Here is an 18,691-nt window from a genome sequence, read left to right on the forward strand (position 1 = left end):
ATTGCAAAGGGGAGAGGGACTTGAAAGTTACTGTCGTCGGTTCGGGTTACGTCGGTACGACAACGGCGCTCGTGCTTGCCAGTCTGGGACACCAGGTCATCGGCTACGATATCGACGCCGGCAAAGTCGAAAGACTGAATAACGGAGAGCTGCCGTTCACGGAGCCCGGATTGGACCAGATGCTCCGGGATCTGCTCGGCAGCGGGCGCATGACGTTCACCTCCGACAGCCGGAGCGCCGTAACGGAGAGCGAGGTTCTGATGATCTCGGTCGGGACGCCGTCGATGCCAAACGGGGGAGCTGACCTAAAGTACTTGCGCCAGGTTCTGGATACGATCGCAGCCCATATCAATGAACCGAAAATCATCGTCACCAAAAGCACCGTGCCGATCGGCACGAATCGCTGGATGAAGGAACGGCTCTCGGAAATCATCGATATGCAAACTTATCCGGTTGAGGTCGTGTCGAATCCGGAATTTTTACGCGAAGGCGAGGCGCTGTACGATTCGCTCCATCCGTCCAGAACGGTCATCGGCGGGGAGAACGAATCCGCCATGGACAAAGTAAAAGGGCTGTACGCGTCGCTGCAGACGACCTATGTCGTCTGTAACTACGAAACGGCCGAAATGATCAAATACGCCTCGAACGGCTTTTTGGCCGCCAAAATTTCGTTCATCAACGAGATGGCCCGACTGGCCGACCGGGTAGGAGCCGATATCCGGGGAGTCGCCCAAGGAATGGGTCTGGATCCCCGGATATCGCCGCATCACTTGTATGCAGGAATCGGGTACGGCGGCTCCTGCTTTCCGAAGGATGTCGACGAGCTGCTCTACTTCGGCACGCAGCAAGGAACGGAGCTCGAGCTGCTGCGTCAGGTCAAACGCATCAACGACTCGCAGATCGCCTGGTTCGCCGATAAGATGCAGTCGGTTCTTCCGCTGGAGGGCAAGCGGATTGCCGTGCTGGGCGTCGCGTTCAAGGAGAATACGGACGATCAGCGGGAATCGCCCGGCATCAAGATGATCGAGCAATTATTGCACCGGGGCGTACAGGAAATTCGCGTCGTCGACCCGACCGTCGAATCGGTGGAGCACATTCATTGGAGCAAGGGCATTGACCGTAAGATGTTGTCCCGCGTCAACGTCGTGACGGAGGCCAGCGAGGCGGTCGCGGGCGCCCATGCGGTCGTGCTCGCGACGCCTTGGCCGCAATTTTCCTCCTATCCATGGGAAGCATGGGCGTCCATCGCCGAAACCGCCTACTTCTTCGACGGGCGGAACTATCTCGATCCTGCGGAAATGCGCAGCAAAGGGTGGCATTTCACGGGCATCGCCAGAGGTGAAACGACATGAACATTGTGGTCACTGGAGCGGCAGGGTTCATCGGATCGCACTTATGCGAAGCATTGCTCAGTCAGGGTCATCTCGTGAAGGGCGTCGATCAGCTGCAGCCGGCGTCCGCTTTGAAAATCAAGGAAGACAATTTGCGGCATGCGATCGGGCATCCCCACTTTGAGTGGCATCCCGCCGATCTGCTGGGCATGGATCTGGGCCGGCTGATCGAACAGGCCGATGTGGTGTTTCACCTGGCCGGCCTGGCCGGTGTCCGCAACAGCTGGGGAGCGACGTTCGCCGACTACCTGCAGGCGAACATCTTGCTTACGCAAAAGCTGCTTGAAGCGTGCAAGCAAGCCCCTCGGCTTCAAAAGCTGGTCTTCGCATCATCCTCCTCCGTCTATGGCGGAGGAGGGGGGCAGTACAATACGGAGGCGTCGCCGACGCGTCCGATTTCTCCCTATGGACTTACCAAACTGGCGGGGGAGCAGCTTTGCTATCTGTATTACAACCAATACGGAGTTCCTTATACGGCGCTGCGCTATTTTACCGTATACGGGCCAAGGCAGCGCCCGGACATGGGCTTTCATCGTTTCATGAAGAACGCCTGGCTGGACCAGCCGCTATTTATTTACGGCAACGGGGAGCAAACGCGCGACTATACGTATGTAAGCGACCTGGTGGACGCCAATATCAAGGCGATGCACTATCCGAAGCACGGAACGGTATTCAATGTTGGCGGCACGGAAACGGCGTCGGTCAATGAGATCATGCAAAAGATCGAGCGTCTCGCCGGCAAACCGCTGAACATGCAATACTCGCCCGAGCAGCCGGGGGACCCGTTCGCCACTCGAGCCGATATCGCGCTCGCCAGCGCAGAGCTGGGGTATCAGCCGAAGGTGTCGCTGGACCAGGGCTTGGCGGCGCAATGGAGTTATATTACTGCGCTTTACGCAAACGAGAAGCCGTAATCTGGGATCGGAGGTTATGCGATGATTGGAATACTGTATCAGCCCTCGCTCCTGAAGCGGCTCATGAACGGCCGGAGCAGCTTCGAGAAGCCGGCCTTCTACATCGCAGCAGCCCGCAAAGAGGGAGAAGAGGTCATCTTCTTTTCGCTGTTTGATATCAACTGGAGCAAGAGCACGGTGATGGGCTGGACGGGAACCTCGAGGATGGAACGACCGCTTCCGGCCGTCATCATCAACCGGACGAGGAGCAATATGCTGCACGTCAAACGGGCGATTCTGCGTTTGAAGCAAATGGGAAGGGTCGTCTTCAATCAGCATAATGTCGTCTCCAAGCTGAGAATTCACCGCATTTTGTCCAAAAACGAGATGCTGCTGCCGCATTTGCCGATGACCGACGACGTCACGTACGATTCGGTAAAGCAGCTGCTGGACGAAAACGCCTGCCTGTATTTGAAACCGCGCACCTCGTCCGTTGGCAACGGTATTATACGCGTCCGCAAAGTGAACGAGGGCATGATTGCGGAAATCAACATGCTCGGCCGGACGAGACGGAGAAAAGTAGGGATTCGCCAGCTCGTCGACATCGTCAGGACGAAGAAGCGGGATTACCTTGTGCAGCAGGGCATTGCGATGATGAAGTACAAGGGAAGTCCGGTCGATTTTCGGGTTTCGGTGCAAAAGAACGGCAGCGGCGTGTGGCAGTATACCGGGATGGTGGGCAAGGTGGCGCGAAAGGGGGCCGTCGTCACCAACATCCATTGCGGAGGAGACTCGCTGAAGGCGTCCGACCTGTTCGCGCACTGGGGCTGGAATGCGGCGGTCGTCGAGCGGCGAATCGCCGCCATGGCGCTCCGCATCGCCTCTACGCTGGATGAGGAGCTGCCGCATATTGCCGATCTGGGGCTGGACGTCGCGATCGACGAAACGCAGCATCCTTGGCTGATCGAGGTCAACTTCCGCGATTTGCGGATTACGTTCCAGATTGCGGGGGAGAAGGAGAAATGGCGGGCGACCTTTGCGACGCCGGTCAAGTATGCCGCGTACCTCAACCGCCAGCTTAAGACGCGGGAACGGCTGAGCCGGCGGGCGCTCCCTGCGGCATTGGCCGCAAAAAGCGCAGCAGGCGAGCCTGGCGCCGCACCTGCGGAAGAACCGGGAGCGGACTAGGCGCCGCCATAGCCCCGGCCATGCCCAAACAATCCTCCTCGGCATCATGCCTATAGCATCATGCGAGGAGGATTTCTCGCGAATCGCCGCAAGACGAGCCCTGCCGCAGTGTACCGGTCAGCCAGACAGCAAAAAAACGGAGATGGATAGCTCCGTTTTTGTCAGGCATTCATGGTATTGTCTTCTCTTGTGTCGCGTTCGGGATCGTGCCGGCGGTTCACGGGACTCCCCGCTGTCGCCATCGGGTGAATCCACGGCTTGCCCGGCCGGCCGAACGTTTTGCGGCGGAACCGGATGCCGATCATTTTGCCGGCGATCTGACGCTGGTACCGGCTGATCGCATCGATCTGATCGATCAGCGTTTGGCCGGCCTTCGTGTTCTCCGCCGTGTCGGCCATAATCTCGATGATTTTGGCCAGGGCGCGCTGGCTTCGGGCCAAGGAGTTCAAAATATGAAGCTTGGCGCGGTTGGCTCCATCATCCGGATACATCGTTGGTTCCTCCGAGCGACATCATGTCGCCGTAATTTTCCATGCCGCCACCCGTCGCCTCCGGGACGGCGGGTTCCGGTTCGATCAGCAGCGCCTGCAAGTTTTTGGCGAGCGCTTGCTCCATCCGCGTCAAGCCGTTGATCACCTCGAGCAGCTGGTTGTGGATTTCTCCGGTTCTTCTCACCTGCTCGTAGTGATTCATGTAGTGCGAGGAATCCAGATGATTGCACACCCAGTGTCTGGAGCGGGCGGCTTCGTGCGCCTGCGCTTCCAGAATCAGGGCGATGTTGTGCTGAAAATCTTGAATCGACCGCAGCATTTTATGGTAAGAGGCAGTTCGGCTCATGTCATACCCTCGTTTCCGTCATCCATTCTATTCTCCCTCATCGGGAACAACGACCTCTTTCATGACCATCAGCAAATTATCGGCTATCGCATCTTCCAGGTCCGCTAGACCGACCAGGTAGGATGCGACGATCCGGTTCACGCCCAGCGTACATTCCGTCAGCATGTCGACGCTGCCGAAGCTCGGATCTTCCCTGGGAATGTCGGTTGTCATTTGCGCCATGTGATTGACGATTTGACGGTTGGCCTCAATAATTTTGGTCATATGCCAATGAGAAGAGGCCATATGCTCGATGATTCTGGTTACCTGACGCTTCACCCGCAGACCTCCTTCGCAAAGATATCTCTTCCTATCTTATGCAGAGGCGCGGTTCAAGTGCCATGACATGAGCCCAGATCGGTCAGCCTGTTCAGCCCCGGGTCAAGGCGAAGCTGCGGGCCGCCTGCGTCAGTCCAGCGCTCTCCAATGCAGCAGCAGCCCGCCGTACACAAACCCGCCTCCGAAGCCGAACAGCAGCACGGTGTCGCCTTCCTGGATGCGGCCTTCGCGGACGCCCTCATCCAGCGCCAGCGGAATGGTTGCCGCCGACGTATTGCCGTACCGCTCGATCGTGTGCAGCGTCCGTTCCAGCGGGATGCCGGTCTTCTCGCAAACCGACTCGATAATTCGCAGGTTGGCGCTGTGCGGGATGAACCAGTCGACGTCGGCCGCTTCGATGCCGGCGAGGCCCGTCAGCTCCGCAACGCCCTTGGGCACCGTCTGCACGGCGAATTTATACACTTCACGGCCATTCTGTACGAGCTTTCCACTGTCCTGCAGCGGGATGCCGTTCAGCGAGGAAGCGGTGAACGTCTTGTACAGATGCGCGCCTCCGCTGCCGTCGCTCCCCCCGGTATACGCGAGGAAGGAGGGCCGGCTCGACGGGGAATCGTCCCGCTCGACCAGCACCGCGCCTGCGCCGTCGCCGAACAGAATGCAGGTCGTGCGGTCGGTATAGTCTGTAATTTTCGACAGCGTTTCCGCTCCAATAATGAGCGCCTTGCGGTGAAGGCCGGAGGAGATCATGCCGTCGGCCAGATGAAGTCCGTAGACGAAGCCGGCGCATGCCGCGCTAAGATCGATCGCCGTCGTCTGCGCCATGCCGAAATGCGTCTGGACCAGGCAAGCGGTAGCCGGAAAGGTGAAGTCCGGCGTGCTGGTGCAGACCAGCAGCAGATCGACGTCGCGCAGGTCGACGTTGTAACGGTCGATCAAGTTCTGCGCCGCTTTGATGCACAGATGGCTCGTGTATTCGTTCTCCCCGCTGATCCGACGCTCGCGAATGCCGGTGCGCGGGACGATCCATTCGTCGCTCGTATCGACCATGTTCGCCAGGTCGTCGTTCGTAAGCCTTCGCTCCGGTACGTACGTGCCGATTGCGGTAATATGGGAGCGGTAAGCGGAAGTGGAAGCGGGGCCGGTCGCCGGAATACTCATCATTAGAATCACCTCTTGGACGAATTGTTTTGTAAAACTTCGCAATATTTAATGACTAAGATATAGTATTAAGTATTAGTACCAGATACTAAATTCAAATTACACCATCTCGCCGTTTCTGTCAATGCGCGGATTTCAGTCTGATTTCAGTCTTTCGTCAAGCGGAGGTTTTGCGCAGAACTGGCCGGATGCGTGATTTGGGGCGAACGTTGTATAATAGACAGCAAAGCTTACAAAAGGCGGGATGACCGGTGAAGCGCAATCCGAGCGCCAATTCGACGTATGTGTCGATGCGGACGTTGAAAATTTTATCCATTCTTCTTCCTCCGGTGCTGATCGGCGGGTTTGAATATTTTCGCCATGACTTTTTGCTGCACGAGCTGTCCATGGAAACTGGAAATTTGTACATAACGCTGCTGACGCTGCTGATGTCCTTTTTATTTACGACCTGGATGTTCGATCGCATCCGGACGATGAACGAGCGGTTGTCCAAGGAGCAGGCCAAACGCGCTGTATATGAGGAGCGGGAGCGACTGGCGCAAGAGCTGCACGACAATATTGCGCAAATTTTATTCTTCTTGAACGTTCAGTTGAAAAAAGGGCAAATTCAGGAGGCTCGCTCGGCCGCAGCGGAGATTGACCTCCATCTGCGGCAGGCGATCTTCAACCTGCGCACGCCGCCGGAGGAAGGCGGGAACTTTGCCGCTCGCCTTCGCGCCTGGCTGAAGGAGTGGAGCGCGCTCAGCGGCATCGCCGTGGAGAGCCGCATCTCCGAGTCCGCGGAGACGCTGCCGCCGCCCGCGGAAGTGCCGCTGTTCTCGATCATCCGCGAAGCGTTCACCAACATCCGCAAGCACTCGCTCGCCGATCAGGCGACGATCGAGCTTGGCAGGATGGGGGACGAAGGCGGCTGGCGGCTGTACATCTGCGATAATGGCGCAGGCATGAGCGGAGGCGCCGTGCCGGAAGCGGGCGGGCGATACGGCCTGTCCATGATCCGGAAGCGGGCCGAAGAGCTCGGCGCCACGCTGGAAATTCAATCATCCCCGGAGAACGGATTGGAATTGACCGTGACTGGAACGACAAAGAAGGGAGCAACCGATGAAAACAAGAGTGCTCGTAGCTGACGATCACCCGCTTGCCCGGCAGGCGGTTCGTTCTTTAATCGAAGGCGAGGACCGCTTCGAATGGATCGGTGAGGCCGGAAGCGGCGCGGAGGCGATCCGGCTGTGCGGGGAGCTGCTGCCGGATTTGGTGCTGATGGATATCCGCATGCAGGACATGAACGGCCTGGAGGCGACCCGGCGCATCAAGCAGCTGTACCCTCACATCCGCGTCGTCATGCTGACCGTATCGGATGATGCGGCCGATTTGTTTACGGCGATCCGGTACGGTGCGCAGGGGTATCTGCTGAAAAACATGGACCCCGACGATTGGATCGCTTACCTGCAAGGGCTGCTGGACGAGGACGGTGAAATATCAAGGCGCATGGCGGATCGCCTGCTGCAATCGTTTCGCACGGCCGGCGAATCGTCCGAACCGGAGATCGGTCCCGGCGTGCTGTCGCCCAGGGAATGCGAAATTTTGTCCTGCGTATCCAGCGGCCAAAGCAACCGGCAAATCGCGGAAACGCTCGTCATTACCGAGAATACGGTAAAAAATCATATCAAAAATATTTTAGCCAAGCTTGAGCTGGACAATCGGGTACAGCTTACCGCCTATGCGGTACGGCACGGCCTGACACAGATCGGCCATAAACCGGGGGGAAAATAGCCCGGTTGGGTCATGTTGCTTATGCAGCGGTTTACGGTACATTACTTATGGAGATAATGACCGCTGAAAGGCAGGAACGACAATGAGAAAAATATCCGTATTATTTTGTGCCATGCTGATCCTATCCATGCTGGGGGCAGCGATGGCCAGCGCGCATGTCACGGTGCTGCCGAATGAATCGACGCAAGGATCGTACGAGAAATTCACCGTTCGCGTACCGAACGAAAAAGACATTCCGACGGTAAAAGTGGAAGTGAAGTTTCCGCTGGATGCCGTATCTGTTTCCCGCTTCGAACCGAAGCCGGGCTGGAAATACGAATTGACCAAGGACGCCAGCGGGAAAATGACGGGCGTCATCTGGACCGCAACCGGCGAAGGCATTGGAGCGACGGAATTCGCCGAGTTCTACATGCAGGGCAAAGTAGCCGACAGCGCATCCGCGATTTCCTGGAAGGCGTACCAAACCTACAAGGACGGCAGCGTCGTCGAGTGGGTCGGCGCGCAAGGCTCCGACAAGCCGGCCTCCGTCACGAAGGTGAACCCGAAACCGGCCGGAGCGGCTGCCGATAGCCACGGCAATACGACCGCCGCTCCGGCAGCAGCCGCAGGCGGGCAGGACAGCCATGCGCAAGCAGGAGGAGCCGCGTCTTCCACGCCGCTGTACTTGTCCGTCGCGTCGCTTGCACTAGGCGTCGTTTCCTTGATCGTCGCGATTTCCGCGAGAAGCAAACGGAAGTAAATAAACAGGCACCGCACTCCGCCCCGCGAAACGAAGACTTTCAGACGAGTCCCGATTCGCATTGGCCGGATTGCCGCAAGCCGTCTTTGAGCCGCGCATTCGCCCGGCGAAGAGGCGGCTTTTGTATCGATACAGCCCTGGTTTCGTTTTTCATAAAATTGCCCGCAGCGGGGGATGATGGAACTGGAGTAACCTATTCCATTGCACAACCTGTGGGAGGAACGGAATACATGCTGCAAAGCCTTCGCAAAAGAAAAACAATGGTGCTGCTAGCCGCCTGCCTCATCGTAAGCCTGATGTTTTCCGCATATGCCCTTGCCTTCGGCCGTGGAGCCAAAGGTCCGGACGTATATGCCGTTCAGGGGATGCTGAAGTCGCTCGGCTATTTCCAGGGCACCATAACGGGATATTACGGCGCTGCGACGGAAACCGGCGTCAAGCGGTTTCAGAAAGCGTACGGCCTCCCGGTTACCGGAGCGGTCGACAATCAGACGCTGCAGTCGATTTTATGGGCATACGGCAACCTTAAGCTCCCGAAGCGGCCGACGCCAAGTCCGGGTCCCGCGCCGAATCCAGAGCCGACGCCAAGCCCGGGTCCGGCGCCGAATCCCGTGCCAACGCCAAGCCCCGGCCCCGCGCCGAACCCAGAGCCGACGCCAAGTCCGGGCCCCGCGCCGAACCCAGAGCCGACGCCAAGTCCGGGCCCCGCACCCAATCCAGCGCCATCTCCGGCTCCGGAGCAGTCGACGGATGAGCGGCAAATGATCGATCTTGTAAACGAAGCGCGCGCAAAGGCCGGACTGCGTCCGCTTGCCGCCGATGCGGAGCTTTCCAGAACGGCACGGCTGAAAAGCGCGGATATGGTCGACAACAACTATTTTTCGCATCAATCGCCGACCTACGGCTCTCCGTTCGATATGATGAAGCGGTTCGGAATCCGCTACAAGAAGGCTGGCGAGAATATCGCATGCAATCGGAGCGCGGAAGCGGCTCACCAGGCGCTGATGAATTCCTCCGGGCATCGCGCCAATCTTCTGAGCGGCCAATTTACGCATATCGGCATCGGGATCGTCGACGGCGGACCGTGCGGCCAAATGTACACGCAGCATTTTATCAGCAAATAAGGCGAGTATCCCGGCTTATATTACAGCCGGGATTTTTTTGAAATAAACGGGCAATACGCCGGATTTCATAATATTAAGAAAAACTTTAGAATTTAGAGTACGTGTTCCGAACCATTTTAGGTTATGCTAAGAAGTAAGCCTTTAAATGAAAAAGGCGCCATCTTATTTTGTCATTTGTTCATTATTCTTGTCACATTAGAGGGGAAGAGTTTAATGATAAACGATATGCTGCTTTCGATGATCGGACAATACGGCTATGCCGCTTTATTTTTCGCCCTGTGGCTTGGCATCGTGGGGATGCCGATTCCCGACGAAGGGATCGTGATGACCGGCGGCGCGATCGCCGCAAGCGGGCTGCTCCAGCCGATTCCCGCCTTTCTGCTCACGTATCTCGGCGTCGCTTCCGGATTGTCGCTCGGCTATGTGCTGGGCCGGTTTATCGGGACGCCCGTCATGGAGAAGCTGAAGCGGAAGAAGAACATGGTCAAGTACATTCAGCGATGCGAGCAGCTCGTCGGCAAGTACGGCAGCTTTGCTCTGGTCGTTAGCTATTTTTTCCCAGTTGTGCGGCATGTGATGCCGTACATCGTCGGAGTGAACAAAATGCGGTTCCGCACCTATGCGCTTTACTCTTACACGACGGGCTTCGTTTGGACGCTGCTGTTTTTCATTGCCGGCAGCTTGGCAGGCAGCCATGCGGCGGCCGTCGCCGACGTCGTGTACCGTTATGGGCTGAAGCTGCTGTGGCTTCCGGTGGCGGCCATCGTCATCTTCATCGTGTTGAAGCGATTTTCGGCCGTGAAGGCGGAAAGGAAACCGGCGGAATAAAATGCATAAGGCGTGTTGAAATGGGCATCCGTGACGGATGCCCATTTTTTATATACACCCCATCCATACAGCACCAAAGGCGCCGCCCTTTCATAAAATGTGTTGACTGTATCCCTAGACCTTGTATTGAAATAAAAACCCGGGCAAGGAGGGGTGACACTTGAAGGGCGAACATAAAAGCAAATTTCTACTGACCAACCGCGAACGCGAAGTTTTTGAGCTTTTGGTACAGGATAAAACGACAAAAGATATTGCACAGCAGTTGTTTATTAGCGAGAAAACTGTGCGTAATCATATCTCGAACGTGATGCAGAAGCTGAATGTGAAAGGCCGTTCGCAGGCGGTAGTAGAGCTTATCAAGCTTGGGGAGCTGCAGATCTGATCGGTTGATCGGAGAAGCGGATCCGGTTTGAGATTCAACCGCACCCAGCCTTCTTTATAAACTTTCCTTCCGAGGAAAGTTTACGAAGAAGGCTCTTTGGTTTCCGGGCACTTAGGATAATACGCTAAATATTTTGTTTTGTTGGATTATTCCGAAAACAATGCTATAATAAATTAAATTGGTGTATCTGAAAATCACATGTTGCAATGAGTATCGGTCTTCTGAAAGGTACTTGTTGCAATATGTGATTTTTTTTTATCACGATATGCGGATAAGTACAAATGAAGGAGGGTTCTGTATGCAAACGGGTACGGTGAAATGGTTTCATACCGAAAAAGGGTACGGTTTTATAGAAGTGGACGGCGGCGCGAACGACATCTTCGTGCACTCCAGCGCGATTACGGGGGGCGGGTTTAGATCACTGGTTGAGGGGCAAAAGGTGCGATTTACCGTTGGGCAAAGCATTCGCGGTTCCCAAGCTGAAAATGTTGAAAAAGTATATTGAAGATGAATCCGATGTTTGCAAGCAATCCGTGGCTGGTGAACCAAGCGGATTTTGATAATGCCATGTTTTTGGAAATTCCGGTCACGGTGTGGAGAGACAATCGCTATATCGACTACGGAGGAATAATTATTAAACATAACGATGATGCCGTATGGATTGCCGGCGATTATTTTCTGAAAAAGGAATTCAGGTTTAAGATCAGGTCAGCGGACATTTCGAATCGATAAGAATAAGGATTACAGGGAGGTATCGTGAATGGCCGTATACCATTACAACGAAGTACCGAAAGAACTGCAGGTCAATCACTTGTACACCTTGCGACAAATTCGATTGTTTATGACCGCCAATAACAATTGCTTGTTTCTTCATAGGGACTTGAATGCGCTGGATGCCGAATCCAATAAAAAAGTAACCGTCGTTTCCAAAGACGAGTATTACATTCATCAATATGCCGACCGGTCATACTTGATCCCGTACGAGAAGAAAGTTATATATCATTTAAGCCAAGCGGATGATGGAACGCAAGGCGGCTTATCATAGCAGGAACACAGGATGGCTGATACCCGTCGCGGAAACAAACATCGCCCTGCAGTCATCAGCTCGTTCCCTCTTTGTTCGTAGAAGCGTTACGCGAACGAACATGGCGCCTTATCCGGAAAAATTCTCCGGATAAGGCGTTTTTCTTTCAGAAAGATTTTCCCAGATAATCATAATGCAAGATGCAGTTTGCTTTTCTCATAGGGGTGTGTTATCATGAAGTTAATCATATATTTGAAACCTGAATTCACATATTGCAAAGGGGATCATTTGTGCGATGGAGCCTTTTTCAATGTGTGAATTTTTTATTTGCTTCAAGGAATAAAAAGTACATGTTAAATAAACTTTGGAGGTAATACAATGCAAACAGGTACAGTAAAATGGTTTAATGCAGAGAAAGGCTTCGGTTTTATCGAAGTGGAAGGCGGCAATGACGTATTCGTTCACTTCAGCGCCATTACGGGTGACGGGTACAAATCGCTGGATGAAGGCCAACGCGTCGAATTTAACGTCGTGCAAGGCAACCGCGGACCGCAAGCGGAAAATGTAGTAAAACTGTAATAGCCCGAATCGAAACTGCCCTTAACAAATGTGTTGAGGGCAGTTTTTCTTTAAATCAAAGGAGGGGTTACGCGTGTATTTTCAGAAAAGATCGTCAGAGCCTGTCCCGGAGGAAAACACGATGATATGGTCATGCGCTCAAGAAGGCTGTAAGGGCTGGATGCGGGACAACTTTTCTTTCGAATGCGCGCCGACCTGCCGGCAGTGTCACTCCCCGATGGTTAGCAGCGTGAAGATGCTTCCTTTGCTGTCCAACCCGAATATCGACATGAAATCGCTAAAGAAAGGCGTGCAGATTTAGCAGCTTCAAATGAATCATACGCTTGCATTCATGAAACCGTCCTGGTCGCTTATGGATAACATCGGTTGTCAAGATTCGTTTTTTTCGCTATGATGAATACAACTACAAACCCGTGCGCAACTGGCGATAAAGGTGGAGCAACCACCGGGGAGCGTGCGGGGATATCGGCCGGTCGCCTGGGCAAAGTATTCGATTCTTCGGAACCGAATGCTTTTTTTTGTTTTCCAAACGACAGTTTGAACAAAAAAGAGGAGGCGTTCAGGATGGGATTGCGGATGAAAGGAAAAGAACTGGCCGATACGCTGGCGGCCGATATTGCGGGACAAGCGAAGGAATGGACAGCGAAAGGACATGAGCCGCGCATCGTGACGGTGCTCGTCAAGGGAGATCCCGCTTCGGCGTATTATGCGGAGGCGAAGCGGAAGGCGGCCGAACGGCTTGCGATCCGTTTTGAGCTGCACGCATTCGAGCCGGACGTACAGGAGTCTGCGCTGCTGCGGACGATCGCGCAGTGGAATGCGGACGGCACCGTTCACGGCATCATGGTGGAGCTGCCGCTGCCGCCACATCTCGATACGGCTCGCGTGACGGCGGCGATCGACCCGCGCAAAGACGCGGACGGCGTGACGCCGGCCAACAAGCTGGCGCTGTATTCCGGAGCGGACGGCATATTCCCGGCGACGCCGCTCGCCTGCATCCGGCTGCTGAAGCATTACGGCTATGAGCTGGCGGGGAAGCATGCCGTCATCGTCGGCCGCGGCGAGACGGTGGGAAGACCGCTGGCCCAGCTGCTGCTCCGGGAGCAAGCAACCGTGACGGTATGCCACTCGCGCACTCCGGATTTGGCGAGGCATATTCGGCAGGCGGATATTTTGTTTGCCGCTGCGGGGCGCAGGGCACTCGTGACGCCGGAGATGACGCATAGCGGCCTTGTCATTGTCGACGCCGGGATCAATGAAGGCGAAGACGGCCGCATCGCCGGCGATACGGCGCCGGAGACGATGGACGCGGTGGCGGCGATGAGTCCGGTGCCCGGAGGAGTAGGCGCTGTGACGACGATGATGCTGTTCCATAACTTGCTGCGCGGCATGGTGCTTCAGTTGGGTCCTGGCGCCAGCGAAACGGTCCGGATCGAGCATGAAGAGCGGCCTTTTGCTCAATCGCTTCGCGAATTTGTGACGGCCGCGGCTTCTTCTGCGCCGACGCCGGGTGGAGGCGGCGTCGCTGCCGTCGCCTGCGCGCTGGGTGCGGCTATGGGAGCGATGACCGCGAAGCTGTCCGTCGGGCCGAAATTCCGCGAATGGGAAGCGCGTATGGAGCAGGCGGCCCGCAGGCTCGATGCGATTGCTGCGGACTGCGAACGCATTGCAGCGGGAGACGCGGACTCGTTCCGCGAATATATGAAGGCGCTGAAATGGCCCAACGGGTCGCCGGAGGAGAAGGAGCGGCGCAAGCAGGCGATCGCGGCGGCCGCGACGCGGGCGACGGAGGTGCCGCTGGAATTGATTAGTCTTTGCGATGACACACTACAATGGATCGACGAGATGAAAGAAGGAGCCAATCCGAACGTGCTCTCCGATCTCGGCATTGGCGCTGTTCTTGCCGAAGCCGCCGCGCAATCCGCATGGCTGACCGTGCAGATCAACTTGCCCGCCATCCGTCATGTGCAGATGCGGCAGCGCTTCGCGGCCGAGGCGGAGGAGCGAATGAGTCTCATCTGCGAACGGAAAAAAGCCGTCCAGGCGATGGTTCATGGACGGCTCGAAGGAAATATGGATTAGAACGGATTACGCTGCCGGCTCAATGCAGGCGCCGGGGAACGTAAGCGGAACAGCGGCCTCTCGGGAGGGGAGGCCGCTGTTCGCCAAACGAAAACAGGCCGCATGGCGGGAATAGATTTACAGTTTCCGTCCGACAGGATATGATATAGGCAAAATACCCCGAAGGAGTGGCATACTTGCTCAGTTCCCACTTTCACGGCCAAAAGGTTTTACCGGCGATCCGGAAAATGAAGGACTTGGAGCATTTGATGTCGTCCAGCTTCACGACGCTCGTTCTTCTCGACAGCCACATCGCGCAACTGGCCAGTATCGGGCAGCTTGTAAGGAAGCACCGCAAACAGCTGCTGGTACATGTAGACTTGATCAACGGATTGAAGAATGACGATTACGCCATCGAATTTGTATGCCAGACGATGCGGCCCGCGGGTATCATCTCGACCCGTTCCAGCGCGGTGATGACGGCGAAGAAGCATAAAATTCTCGGCATTCAGCGGCACTTTCTGCTCGACTCGACCGCGCTGGAGATGACCTACAAGCTATCCGACAAAATCAAGCCGGATTTCATCGAAGTGATGCCCGGCATTATGCCCCATATTATCGCGGAAATGCGGAAGCGGATCGACATTCCGATTCTGGCGGGCGGACTGATCCGTACGCCGGGCGATGTCGATCTGGCGCTCGCTTCCGGGGCGGTCGCCGTGACCAGCTCCCTGAAGGAGCTGTGGAACGCATTCGCCGATGAAACGCCAAAGGCGCAGGATTAATCCTGCGCCTTTGGTTCGACTGCGTCATGAATCAGCGTATCAAGCAAACGGGTATGTGCCCCGGTCTCTTCTTCAGACCATCCGAAGCGTTTGGCCATGTAGGCAATGACTTGCGTCTTCCACTGCTTCGCCCAAGCGATATCGAAGTACACGGCGCCTGTGCGGCGAATGAAGAAGTCAGCCGGCGTTGCCGTCATTTCTTCCTCGATACCATACACCAGCGAAGCGAATACGTCGATCGGCAAGCCCGCTTGCTCGGCTTCTTGTTTGGCGTTCAGTCGGCCGTATACGAGGTCGATGTTGGAGCCGTAACGCTGCGTCAGCTTGGCCGCTTGCTCGCGGCTCAGCCCTTGACGCACGCCTTCTTCCGTCTTCGACTTCAAGTAAGCGGCAAGTCCTTGCGAACCGCCAACGTCGCCACCGGATAAACGTACTTTATCCGTCGTGCAGCCCGGATAAGAGCCTTTGCCTTCCTGCTGCAGCTGGTTTGCCACCATATCGACGATCCGTTCCGCCATTTTTCTGTAGCCGGTCAGCTTGCCGCCGGCAATCGTCATCAAGCCGGACTTCGCAAGGAAAATTTCGTCTTTCCGAGAAAGCTCGGAAGGGGATTTGCCGTCTTCGTGAATGAGCGGACGCAGGCCGGCCCAGCTCGACTCGACGTCTTTGTTCGTCAGCTTGATCGTCGGGAACATGAAGTTGGCGGCAGTGAGAATGTAATCGCGGTCAGCCACCGTCATGCGCGGGTGCACGATGTCGCTTTGATAGTTTGTATCGGTTGTGCCGACATACGTTTTGCCGTCGCGCGGAATCGCGAACACCATCCGGCCGTCCGGCGTATCGAAGTAGATCGCCTGCTTCAACGGGAAGCGGCTGCCATCGATAACCAGATGCACGCCTTTGGTCAAGTGCAGGCGTTTGCCGAACTTGGAGCCGTCCTTTTCGCGAATCGTGTCGGCCCAAGGACCTGCGGCATTCACGATTTTGTGAGCGTAGATCTCATAAGACTCGCCGCTCAGCTGATCGACGACGCGAACGCCTGTCAGCTTTCCGTTCTCGTATAGCAGCTCTTCCGCTTTCGCGTAGTTGACGGCAAGCGCACCGCGGTTTACCGCTGCTTTCATCGTCTCGATCGTCAGTCTGGCATCGTCCGTGCGGTACTCGACGTAATAGCCGCCGCCTTTCAGTTTGTCGGAGCGAAGAAGAGGCTCGCGGCGCAGCGTTTCTTCCTTGGACAGCATGATGCGGCGTTCGCCGCGTTTGACGCCTGCAAGCATATCATAAACGTACAGACCGACGGAGCTGGCAAGCTTGCCATACGTGCCTCCCTCGATGACCGGCAGCATCATCCATTCCGGCGTCGTGACATGCGGCGCGTTTTCGTATACGATAGCGCGTTCTTTACCGACCTCTGCCACGATCTTGAATTCCAGCTGCTTCAGGTAACGCAACCCGCCGTGAATCAGCTTGGTGGAACGGCTCGACGTGCCGGCGGCGAAATCCTGCATCTCGATCAGGCCGATGTTCATTCCGCGAGTGCGGGCGTCAAGCGCGATCCCTGCGCCGGTAATGCCGCCCCCGATGACCAGCAAGTCGAGAGGCTTAGCCGCCATTTGCTCCAGCAGTTGGCTTCTTCGTTCACTGGAAAAGTTGATTGCGTTTGTCATAGTAAGATCTCCCTTTTCTGTAGTCTGCCTCAAAGACATAAAAAAAAGAGAAGACGCGGAACAAAGCTCCGGCATAGCAATGCCGAGAGGTTGTATCGCGGTCTTCTCTGGTTCTCTGACCTTGATTAACTTGTTGCACCCATCATAGCACGAAAGCAGAAGGGAAGCAACCATTTTTCATCGCTTTTTCATTGCTTTCAAACGGCCATTGACAGCGAAAAAGCGCGTATGTTAGATTGCGAGTGCAAGCACATCGGAATTATTCATTCGTTCGATTGGGGAGGAAAAGCTGTGACGAAGTCAGGATACATCTTATCTTTGGATCAGGGAACGACGAGCTGCCGCGCCATATTGTTCGATCGTGAAGGCGCTATCATTCATACGGCGCAGCAGGAGTTTCGGCAAATTTTTCCGGAGCCCGGCTGGGTGGAGCATGATGCGGACGAAATTTGGCAGGTTCAGCTGCAAGTGATGAAACAGGTCGCCGCGCAAGTCCCTGCAGGATCGATCGCCGCGATCGGCATAACGAACCAGCGGGAAACGACGGTCGTATGGGACCGCGTAACCGGGAAGCCGCTGCACAACGCCATCGTTTGGCAGTGCCGCCGGACGAGCGCGCTGTGCCATACATTAAAGGAACAAGGCCTTGAGCCTATGATTAAACAAAAAACCGGTCTCGTGCTGGACCCGTACTTTTCCGGAACAAAGCTGAAATGGCTGCTCGATACGTTTCCGCATATTCGCGAGAAGGCGGACAAGGGAGAGGCGCTGTTCGGAACGATCGACTCGTGGCTGATCTGGAATCTGACCGAAGGAAAAGTGCACGCCACCGACGTGTCGAACGCCTCGCGCACGATGCTGCTCAACATTCATACGCTGCAGTGGGATGAGGACATATTAGTGAAGTTTGGCATTCCGGCGGCGATGCTGCCGGAAGTACGGCCATCCAGCGGGTTGTACGGGCATACGGCGCTGCTCGATCCGCAGATTCCGGTACCGATTGCCGGTGCGGCGGGAGACCAGCAGGCGGCGTTGTTCGGCCAAGGCTGCTTCCGCGAAGGCATGGCGAAGAACACGTACGGCACGGGCTGCTTTATTCTGAACAACACCGGCGACAAGCCGGTGCTCTCGAAGAACGGGCTGCTCACGACGGTTGCATGGCAAATCGGCGATCGCGTGGATTACGCGCTAGAGGGCAGCGTATTTATCGCCGGCGCCGTGATCCAATGGCTCCGGGACGGTCTCGGCCTCATCGGCGACGCCGCGGAAACCGAAGCGCTCGCGCGTTCGGTCGACGATACGGAAGGCGTCTACTTTGTTCCCGCGTTCGCCGGTCTCGGCACGCCGTACTGGGAGCCGGACGCCAGAGGCATGATTACCGGGCTGACCCGTGCTTCGGGCAAAGCCCATCTGGTGCGCGCCGCGCTCGAAGCGATCGCCTACCAGAGTCGCGACGTGCTCGAAGTGATGCAGCAGGAAACGGGCGTGCGGCTCAGCGAGCTGCGCGTAGACGGCGGCGCCGTCCGCAACGAATTTCTCATGCAGTTTCAGGCTGATATGATGAGTGTTTCGGTCGTTCGGCCGAAGGTGACCGAATCGACCGCTCTCGGCGCGGCGTTTCTGGCCGGCCTGGCAGTCGGCTTCTGGAGCGGGCTGTCCGAGCTGGAGCAGCTCAAAGGGCTCGACCGGGTATTCCAGCCGGAGCAGGGCGAGGCGTACAGCGAAGCCAAATACGCCGGTTGGCGGCGGGCATTGTCATACCAATTAAGCAGGCGGGAAATCTAATACATTTTGCAAAAAAACTTGATGTGCGCATCTGGCCGATACTGCGGGTCCATCCGTAAGCATCGGCTTTTTTTACCCCCGAAGCCGTATCCCCCTCAGGCCAGCTTACTATTTATAGCATCCTTACCATAAGCTGTGGTGCGCTGCGCAAAAGTTTAA

Annotated in this window: 21 protein-coding genes and 1 riboswitch; of the genes, 16 read left to right on the forward strand and 5 right to left on the reverse strand. The window is 56.1% G+C overall.

What is annotated here, in order from left to right; translation table 11 throughout:
- Positions 1-20 precede the first annotated feature (20 nt).
- From KXG62_RS15785 to KXG62_RS15795, 3 genes are read left to right on the forward strand one after another with little or no spacing between them, the layout of a single operon-like run.
- Positions 21-1,352 carry a UDP-glucose dehydrogenase family protein gene (locus KXG62_RS15785; protein ID WP_218092957.1) on the forward strand — a complete coding sequence of 444 codons (1,332 nt, stop codon included), beginning with the start codon at positions 21-23 and terminating at the stop codon, positions 1,350-1,352.
- Positions 1,349-2,305: an NAD-dependent epimerase/dehydratase family protein gene (locus tag KXG62_RS15790; protein ID WP_218092958.1), complete on the forward strand. Its 957-nt coding sequence runs from the start codon at positions 1,349-1,351 to the stop codon at positions 2,303-2,305. The genes KXG62_RS15785 and KXG62_RS15790 overlap by 4 nt, the downstream gene beginning before the upstream one ends.
- A gap of 21 nt (positions 2,306-2,326) precedes the next feature.
- Positions 2,327-3,472, forward strand: a complete 1,146-nt coding sequence (locus KXG62_RS15795; RefSeq protein ID WP_218092959.1) for a YheC/YheD family endospore coat-associated protein — start codon at positions 2,327-2,329, stop codon at positions 3,470-3,472.
- Between the two features lie 161 nt (positions 3,473-3,633).
- Here KXG62_RS15795 and KXG62_RS15800 read toward each other — a convergent pair whose 3' ends face one another.
- The 4 genes from KXG62_RS15800 to KXG62_RS15815 form a co-directional block, all read right to left on the reverse strand.
- Positions 3,634-3,963: a hypothetical protein gene (locus tag KXG62_RS15800; RefSeq protein ID WP_218092960.1), complete on the reverse strand. Its 330-nt coding sequence runs from the start codon at positions 3,961-3,963 to the stop codon at positions 3,634-3,636.
- Positions 3,950-4,309 carry an alpha-helical endospore appendage domain-containing protein gene (locus KXG62_RS15805; RefSeq protein ID WP_218092961.1) on the reverse strand — a complete coding sequence of 120 codons (360 nt, stop codon included), beginning with the start codon at positions 4,307-4,309 and terminating at the stop codon, positions 3,950-3,952. Before KXG62_RS15805 ends, KXG62_RS15800 begins: the two co-directional genes overlap by 14 nt.
- A 27-nt stretch (positions 4,310-4,336) precedes the next feature.
- Positions 4,337-4,627 (reverse strand): nucleoside-diphosphate sugar epimerase, encoded by a 291-nt coding sequence (locus tag KXG62_RS15810; protein WP_218092962.1) that lies wholly within the window; start codon positions 4,625-4,627, stop codon positions 4,337-4,339.
- Between the two features lie 129 nt (positions 4,628-4,756).
- On the reverse strand, positions 4,757-5,788 hold the full coding sequence (locus KXG62_RS15815) for a ketoacyl-ACP synthase III (RefSeq protein ID WP_281426827.1): 1,032 nt from the start codon (positions 5,786-5,788) through the stop codon (positions 4,757-4,759).
- A gap of 281 nt (positions 5,789-6,069) precedes the next feature.
- Here KXG62_RS15815 and KXG62_RS15820 point away from each other — a divergent pair, with 281 nt between their 5' ends.
- The 12 genes from KXG62_RS15820 to KXG62_RS15875 all read left to right on the forward strand — a co-directional run bounded on the left by KXG62_RS15820 (position 6,070) and on the right by KXG62_RS15875 (position 15,080).
- On the forward strand, positions 6,070-6,912 hold the full coding sequence (locus tag KXG62_RS15820; RefSeq protein ID WP_218093079.1) for a sensor histidine kinase: 843 nt from the start codon (positions 6,070-6,072) through the stop codon (positions 6,910-6,912).
- On the forward strand, positions 6,887-7,558 hold the full coding sequence (locus tag KXG62_RS15825) for a response regulator (protein ID WP_218092963.1): 672 nt from the start codon (positions 6,887-6,889) through the stop codon (positions 7,556-7,558). Before KXG62_RS15820 ends, KXG62_RS15825 begins: the two co-directional genes overlap by 26 nt.
- Positions 7,559-7,640: 82 nt before the next feature.
- On the forward strand, positions 7,641-8,297 hold the full coding sequence (locus tag KXG62_RS15830) for a YcnI family copper-binding membrane protein (protein WP_218092964.1): 657 nt from the start codon (positions 7,641-7,643) through the stop codon (positions 8,295-8,297).
- A 230-nt stretch (positions 8,298-8,527) separates the two neighbouring features.
- The gene (locus KXG62_RS15835; protein WP_218092965.1) at positions 8,528-9,421 is read left to right on the forward strand and encodes a peptidoglycan-binding protein; all 894 of its coding nucleotides are present in this window, start codon (positions 8,528-8,530) and stop codon (positions 9,419-9,421) included.
- Between the two features lie 213 nt (positions 9,422-9,634).
- Complete coding sequence (locus tag KXG62_RS15840; protein ID WP_218092966.1) at positions 9,635-10,249, forward strand: DedA family protein; 615 nt, start codon at positions 9,635-9,637, stop codon at positions 10,247-10,249.
- Between the two features lie 160 nt (positions 10,250-10,409).
- Positions 10,410-10,631 carry a helix-turn-helix domain-containing protein gene (locus tag KXG62_RS15845; RefSeq protein WP_218092967.1) on the forward strand — a complete coding sequence of 74 codons (222 nt, stop codon included), beginning with the start codon at positions 10,410-10,412 and terminating at the stop codon, positions 10,629-10,631.
- Positions 10,632-10,929: 298 nt separating this feature from the next.
- The gene (locus KXG62_RS15850) at positions 10,930-11,136 is read left to right on the forward strand and encodes a cold-shock protein (RefSeq protein WP_218092968.1); all 207 of its coding nucleotides are present in this window, start codon (positions 10,930-10,932) and stop codon (positions 11,134-11,136) included.
- A gap of 255 nt (positions 11,137-11,391) precedes the next feature.
- A complete protein-coding gene (locus KXG62_RS15855; protein WP_218092969.1) occupies positions 11,392-11,676 on the forward strand; it encodes a hypothetical protein in 285 nt (94 codons plus the stop codon).
- A gap of 357 nt (positions 11,677-12,033) precedes the next feature.
- The gene (cspD, locus tag KXG62_RS15860) at positions 12,034-12,234 is read left to right on the forward strand and encodes a cold-shock protein CspD (protein ID WP_199620314.1); all 201 of its coding nucleotides are present in this window, start codon (positions 12,034-12,036) and stop codon (positions 12,232-12,234) included.
- A gap of 73 nt (positions 12,235-12,307) precedes the next feature.
- Complete coding sequence (locus tag KXG62_RS15865; RefSeq protein WP_218092970.1) at positions 12,308-12,535, forward strand: cold-shock protein; 228 nt, start codon at positions 12,308-12,310, stop codon at positions 12,533-12,535.
- Between the two features lie 106 nt (positions 12,536-12,641).
- Positions 12,642-12,724: riboswitch (ZMP/ZTP riboswitch) on the forward strand.
- A gap of 74 nt (positions 12,725-12,798) precedes the next feature.
- On the forward strand, positions 12,799-14,316 hold the full coding sequence (locus KXG62_RS34520; protein ID WP_218092971.1) for a cyclodeaminase/cyclohydrolase family protein: 1,518 nt from the start codon (positions 12,799-12,801) through the stop codon (positions 14,314-14,316).
- Positions 14,317-14,492: 176 nt separating this feature from the next.
- The gene (locus KXG62_RS15875; RefSeq protein WP_281426832.1) at positions 14,493-15,080 is read left to right on the forward strand and encodes a glycerol-3-phosphate responsive antiterminator; all 588 of its coding nucleotides are present in this window, start codon (positions 14,493-14,495) and stop codon (positions 15,078-15,080) included.
- Here KXG62_RS15875 and KXG62_RS15880 read toward each other — a convergent pair.
- Positions 15,077-16,747, reverse strand: a complete 1,671-nt coding sequence (locus KXG62_RS15880; protein WP_218092972.1) for a glycerol-3-phosphate dehydrogenase/oxidase — start codon at positions 16,745-16,747, stop codon at positions 15,077-15,079. The genes KXG62_RS15875 and KXG62_RS15880 overlap by 4 nt on opposite strands.
- Positions 16,748-17,038: 291 nt before the next feature.
- Here KXG62_RS15880 and glpK point away from each other — a divergent pair, with 291 nt between their 5' ends.
- The gene (gene glpK, locus KXG62_RS15885) at positions 17,039-18,532 is read left to right on the forward strand and encodes a glycerol kinase GlpK (protein WP_246627475.1); all 1,494 of its coding nucleotides are present in this window, start codon (positions 17,039-17,041) and stop codon (positions 18,530-18,532) included.
- Positions 18,533-18,691: the final 159 nt, after the last annotated feature.

The sequence above is a fragment of the Paenibacillus solanacearum genome, assembly GCF_910593845.1.
GTDB lineage: Bacteria > Bacillota > Bacilli > Paenibacillales > NBRC-103111 > Paenibacillus_G > Paenibacillus_G solanacearum.